The organism is uncultured Jatrophihabitans sp., assembly GCF_964244045.1.
Classification (GTDB): Bacteria; Actinomycetota; Actinomycetes; order Mycobacteriales; family Jatrophihabitantaceae; genus Jatrophihabitans.
In genome coordinates this window covers 1-5,549 of the sequence record NZ_CAXTHK010000070.1, presented here as the reverse complement: position 1 = coordinate 5,549, position 5,549 = coordinate 1, and the positions used below count along the sequence as shown (strand labels likewise).

Genomic DNA, 5,549 nt, shown 5'->3' with positions numbered 1-5,549 from the left:
GCGAGGAGCAATCCTCACAGGCAAGGAGTCAACCGAACCGGGGGCAGTCCCCTCGAGTGGACCGTCCCGACTCCCGGGGGGTCGTTGACGAACCGCAACCGGCGCAAAGCGCCGCTGCGAGAGTTGCGACGACTGCGTAAGCGGCCACCTGGGCTGGCCGTGCACGTCGCATCCTCACAGCGTGGCGACCGGAAAGCGGATCGTCCAGCACAGGACCGCAACAAAGAGAACGGTCCCAGCTGAGACCTTGCAGTCCGACCCGCGTTGCCTCCGTCCGACCACAGGGACGACCGCCGACTGTCCTGCCAGGCTGAGCGCCGCCGCTGACTGCGGTTGGTGGCATCTGCTTCCCGCGAGTCCATCGCCACGCGCACGCGCTCGAGATGTTCCGAGGTTCCGCATGACGATCCGTCTCCGGGGCCGACCGGCCCCGGCCAACCCATTGCCCTTGGGCCCAGGCTGGCCGTGCCCGTTGCCGGGTCCGCTTCCGGGACGAGCGCTGGGGTAGTCAGAGTTGCACGAGGACGGTGACGATGATGACCAGCACGATCCATGCCAGGTTGACCAAGATGCCAAATCTTAGAGGGTGCGCGTATGCAAATGGGACAGCTCCGGGGTAATTCGTGCGGAGCTGTTTCGGCGCCATCGTGTTGATGAGGTCGATGGGCGCACCGATGGTGTCGACGACGTGATCGATACCGGCGCGTGGCCAGGGCGGAGCGTTGAGAGCGAGCAGCCGTCTGCCACGGGCGTCGAGCAGCAGGACCTGCGTGCGGGATGTTCGCGCTTTCACGATCGTCGTGACGTCCTGCGTGGCGAAACTGCGTGGCCGCAGGAACCAGCCGCGGAGCTCGACCCGGTTCGACGATACGGCCAGTCGCGCGGTGCGCGGTACCGACACAACGATCGCGATTACCAGCAGCAGGAACAGCAGACCGATTAGGCCCACCGCCAGCCGAGCGGGTCTGGAATCAAGCTCAACAATCACGCGAAGGAACCCAAGGACCACGAGCGGCGTCATTCCCACCGCTGCCGGCACGACGCGCCGACGATATGCCAAACGCGACGGCCGGAGCACGAAGGACTCGTCTCGAGGAGATGGACCACTTGCCATGTGGATCACGATGTCACGCCGTACTGGGCGACGTGGCCGGGTCGACACACATCCGGTCTCCGCCAGCATCCCATTCGCGGATTCCCAATCGCGGCGGCCGGAATGCCGTCTCGGCGCGCGATCACTCGCCGCTGTGCCTTTGAGCTAGCCGAGCCACCTGATCCCGTCTGCTATTCGGTACAGGGTGGCGACAGTCGTGACTCCCGGTCCGGTCGTCAGGCTGAGCGGCACGCCATGGAAGTTCGGGATCGACAGCGTGTATGTGTCTCCGTTGTGAGAGACAACCGTCGCGTAGCCCTGCACTGGTCGACCGGCCTGGCCGTGGTCCGCGCCGCGCCCCGCACCACTTGATCCGTTTGAGGCGTCCTCGTAATCCGCCACAATGCTCGCTGCGTTCGAGTGGTCGCGGGCGACATGCGGTACAGCGAGCAGGTAGGTCGTGTCCTGGCCGTTGTCGCGCTGGACCGATCCGACGGTGACTCCGTTTGGCAGGTAGGTGAGCTCGAACTGCGCGCCGATCGGTTCATTGGCGTCGAATCGCAGGGCGCGGGCGACGTGTCGTCCGATGGCGCGCAATCCTGCGGCCGAGGTTGTTGAGTTCAGCGGGTGCTCGTCTGCTACCTCGACGCTGACGCTGGCGACCCGGTCCGGGGTGGCCAGGAAGGATAGGTCGTACCAGAAGTCGACCGCCCACTCGCGTGCGCTGTGCCCGACGATGGTCAGGTCATGCGGCGTTCCGCGTTTGTCGGTTGTCGGCAGTGTCGTGCCGGGGTTGAGCGAGACGAGCACGTACACGTCGGCGCCGGACACCGTCATGTCGTAGCCGCGGTACTGCGTGCCGAAGCCGTTGGCAGCGACCACGGTCGTCGCCCTGGCGCTGGGTAGCCACCCGGCGGCCAGGGTCAGGTGATCGGGCGCGGGGAGGGCTGGCGCCTCGCTCGCCGTGGGCGTCGGCGGGGTGGAATGGCTGACCGGCGCGGGGGTTACGGCTGTCCGCAGATGCTGGGGACTTCCGCCAACGATGCGTATAGCAAGTGCGATTGCGACGACGGCCGCTGCGGCGCCTAGCACCGTGAACGAGCGAATCACCACGCGACGATGACGGTCGGCGAGCTTTCGCTGGATCGCACTGAGCACCTCGTCCGCGTCAGGGGCAAGGTCCTCGTGGTCTGTGAAGGTCGCTGTCAAGACCTGTTCGGCATTCATGATCGCTCCAGGTTGGATTCCACGCTGAGGTGAAGTCAAAGGGTGGCCAGCGCCCGCGAGGCATAGCCGCGCACCGTCCCGGTCGAACAGCCGAGGACGGTCGCGATCTCGGTGTCCGTGAGTTGCTCGTAGTAGCGCAGCACGAGCACGGCGCGCTGCTGGCGGGGCAATGTGGCGAGGCGTTGCCAGACGTCAGCGCGGTCGGTCACGGTGACGGCGTGGTCCGGCGACGGAGGCGGTTCGTTGTCCGGGTCATAGGCGATGAGGACGTTGCGCACCGACCATCTCCGACGCCAAGAGATGTAGGCACGGGTGATCATCGTGCGGACGTACAGCCGGGGATGGTCCGCGATGCTGACCTGGCGCCACTGGGAATGGGCTTTGAGCATGACGTCCTGGACGAGATCGCGGGCCAGTTCGCGGTCACCGGTGAGCATCACGGCGTACCGCAGGAGCGGCGATAGCTCACGGGCCGCGAACTGCTCAAATTCCTCGTCCACGGTTATAGGAGACGCCGGCCGAGACCGATCTGCTGCGCGCCACAAGAACTTTTCTCGATGACCCGAGCTGCGCTCTGGGCCGCATACCCAAGGCGGTGTATCCCTTGACGATGTCGAATACGTACCGGCGGCGACGGCGAGGTAACGGCGACGGACTTTTTCGGTCGACTCACGTAGTTCAATAGACCGTCCCGCAAGCCGACCGGTGATCGGGACAGCCTCGATTCGACAAAGGTCCGTACGGCTGATCGCGGCGTGCAGGCCCGCCATGTCTCAGGGAATCGTCGACCGGGTCAACGCACTCATCGCGGCATCAGCGGTTGCCTAGATGACGACCGGCATCACCGCTATCGCGGACCGAGATGGCCCGACATTGCCTCGATGCCCGCGACGTGACGGGCTTCGACGCCGACTGCGCCGACCCCGTCGACGTGGAATGTGAGAACGCCGGGTGAGAACAAGCCGAACGTGTTCTCACCCTGCACGGGACACGTCCGGGCCCAGCGCAGCTCGGCGGTGGTGTCGAGAGTGTGGACCGTTGCGTGCGACGGTCGGTACACCCAGGAGTCGCGCTCCAAGGTGAGCCGGCCAGTGACGGCGAGGTCGTCACGGGCGCGGGTTGACCACCCAGCGCCCGCAGGCTTACTACGGGTAGCTTCGCCGGCCATGATGGGGCATCCCCGGCCTGGCGGCGACGGGCTTCTCGAACGTTTTCGCGTCGAATCAACAGCCACGGCAACGCAACGACGGTGACAAACCCGAGACTCGCGAAGACCCCCGCGAGGCAGAAGCGCCGGTAACCGCGGTGCCCACGAGCAGCCCGACGACCAGGATTCCCAACGTGGCAGTGGACGCACGTCGCCGATCCGCGCGTCGCTGACAGACCTCGATCATGACCCTCCTGCTCCACCGACCTCGCTACGAGGAGCATCGGCGCCGGACCCACCAACTTGAGCCCATGTCCGGGCCACGGCAACGGGTCTCACCGTGCTGATGCAGGCGACCAGATGCCCGCGGGCAGTTGCAACCGCCCTGCTCTAAGACGCTCAGGTGGCGGCGGCTCGCGCGTCGCTCAGGGAGTTATCCCCGCTTGCGGGCAGCCGGTGGGCCCTGAGCCCGGTGGACGTGGGATCACTCTCGCACCAGAGGCGGGTTCGCTTGCGGACTCGCGCGGGTTCTTCGGTTCCACCGAGGGGGCCTCGGTTGGGGACACAACGCGACTTCAGTCATCCGGATACCTCGACCGCTAGCGGTGATCAACACGCCGGCAGAACGACACCCCAGATTCGGGACACCCTACTCGCCACCAGCCTTGCGCTCAGCGCCCACGTGCACTATGCCGAACCGAAACCCGTTGAGTGGAGACGCGAATGCTGGAACTTTTCACCGAGCGCGGGCGCCGCGTCATCGCGCTGGCTCAGGACCTGGCACCCCAGCACGGGCACCGCACTATGAGCGTGGACCATCTGCTCGCCGCGGTACTTCGTGTCGACGGTGGCCAGCCCGCGCGGACCGCGCTTGGAGTGTCGGAAGCACAGACTCAGCGGGTCCCGACCAGCTTCATTGGCGACTCCCGCGTCGGGGTGGCGCGCTCGATTCGGCCGGCACCGGATGCAAAACGGGTGATGGCTGACGCGGCGCTGCAGGCCGGCAAAGCCGACAGCAAAGCCGATGTCAGTCATCTCCTCGTCCAACTGCTGTTGATCGATGATGCCAACGTCGACCGGATGTTGACAGCCCTGGGTGTGGATCGCGACGAAGCGCATCGACGTGCCCGTGACCAGAGCGCCGCCGACGAACGGCGTCTGCATGCTCGCCTGCCGCGAAGCGAGGACCGATAAGTTACGAGGGTCTACTGCTGCAGATGCCTGGTCTCAGAGCCGGAGATGGATCGGCCTAGGCACAAACGTCGGTCTCGCTGAGTTGCGTCACCTTGCTGAGATGAAACGAGTGGGACGGCGATACTGATGAAGTGATTGAGTTTCTGCTCGACGCGTTGACCGATCTGCTCCCCGGGCCCAAGCGTCAGGATGAGAAGGACATTTCGCGTAAGGGCACCGTGGTCAGCGCGTTCCGCACTCGATCAGGCGTGCAGCAAGGTGTCACACAGAGGTGGGCGACCTTCAGCACGGCGATCACGGATCGCCACCTGCGTATCGGGCCGACAAGCGTGATCATTGACTCCGTACAGGTCAGCGCGCTCCGGCCGCGGTCGGAGGACGAACGTATCTCTCTGGACCCCGACTTCGTGGTCGTACGTCTCAAGACGATCGACGGCGCAGAACTTGAATGGGCCATCCGGGGCAGCGCGGTCGATGAGGCCGTCCAGCGACTGGGCGCGGTCGCCGTGTACTGACGCGTTCCTGCCCTGCTAAGCGAGCTGCCGACCGCTCACGCCGCGATGAGCGCGGATCCGGTCAGGGATCCGCTTGTGACACAAGCCGCCTCTGCCAAGTTATCGACGCAGGACGACGCAGAACGTCCAGCGGCTGAACTTGATCGAGCCTTCTGCAGCGTGGCTACATGCCAAATGATCGGACTGCATATAACGTTTGGAAGTTTCACCGCCGACTGTCGATGAGGCGAGCATGCCCGACCAAAACGATCCGTTCGCAAGCTCTGACGGCTATGCCGAGGGCACGCGCGAGACTTACTTCGCCCAGCAACGGGTAACCGAGGTCGTGCCCCGGGGAGTGGTGTAAATCGTTCGCGTACAGCTCTGCGTTGCT

At 65.3% G+C, this 5,549-nt stretch carries 6 protein-coding genes; 2 read left to right on the top strand and 4 right to left on the bottom strand.

Annotated features, from left to right (window positions below; all coding sequences use genetic code 11):
- Positions 1 to 508: 508 nt before the first annotated feature.
- The 4 genes from ACFFC4_RS21980 to ACFFC4_RS21965 all read right to left on the bottom strand — a co-directional run bounded on the left by ACFFC4_RS21980 (position 509) and on the right by ACFFC4_RS21965 (position 3,488).
- Positions 509 to 1,039 carry a hypothetical protein gene (locus ACFFC4_RS21980; protein WP_375504865.1) on the bottom strand — a complete coding sequence of 177 codons (531 nt, stop codon included), beginning with the start codon at positions 1,037 to 1,039 and terminating at the stop codon, positions 509 to 511.
- 219 nt (positions 1,040 to 1,258) lie between these two features.
- Entirely contained in the window at positions 1,259 to 2,320 is a 1,062-nt protein-coding gene (locus ACFFC4_RS21975; RefSeq protein WP_375504863.1) for a hypothetical protein, read from the bottom strand.
- Between the two features lie 35 nt (positions 2,321 to 2,355).
- Positions 2,356 to 2,820 carry a SigE family RNA polymerase sigma factor gene (locus tag ACFFC4_RS21970; RefSeq protein WP_375504861.1) on the bottom strand — a complete coding sequence of 155 codons (465 nt, stop codon included), beginning with the start codon at positions 2,818 to 2,820 and terminating at the stop codon, positions 2,356 to 2,358.
- Positions 2,821 to 3,167: 347 nt separating this feature from the next.
- Positions 3,168 to 3,488, bottom strand: a complete 321-nt coding sequence (locus ACFFC4_RS21965; RefSeq protein WP_375504859.1) for a hypothetical protein — start codon at positions 3,486 to 3,488, stop codon at positions 3,168 to 3,170.
- 702 nt (positions 3,489 to 4,190) lie between these two features.
- On the opposite strand from ACFFC4_RS21965, the gene ACFFC4_RS21960 reads away from it, so the two are divergent.
- Together ACFFC4_RS21960 and ACFFC4_RS21955 are read left to right on the top strand one after the other, a co-directional pair.
- Entirely contained in the window at positions 4,191 to 4,661 is a 471-nt protein-coding gene (locus ACFFC4_RS21960) for a Clp protease N-terminal domain-containing protein (RefSeq protein ID WP_375504857.1), read from the top strand.
- A 131-nt stretch (positions 4,662 to 4,792) separates the two neighbouring features.
- Positions 4,793 to 5,176, top strand: a complete 384-nt coding sequence (locus ACFFC4_RS21955; protein WP_375504855.1) for a hypothetical protein — start codon at positions 4,793 to 4,795, stop codon at positions 5,174 to 5,176.
- Positions 5,177 to 5,549: the final 373 nt, after the last annotated feature.

What these genes read in the sequence shown, in the direction of transcription:
- ACFFC4_RS21965 (WP_375504859.1), bottom strand. Translation starts at nt 3,488, where the DNA reads ATGGCCGGCGAAGCTACCCGTAGTAAGCCTGCGGGCGCTGGGTGGTCA.
- ACFFC4_RS21960 (WP_375504857.1), top strand. Translation starts at nt 4,191, where the DNA reads ATGCTGGAACTTTTCACCGAGCGCGGGCGCCGCGTCATCGCGCTGGCT.
- ACFFC4_RS21975 (WP_375504863.1), bottom strand. Translation starts at nt 2,320, where the DNA reads ATGAATGCCGAACAGGTCTTGACAGCGACCTTCACAGACCACGAGGAC.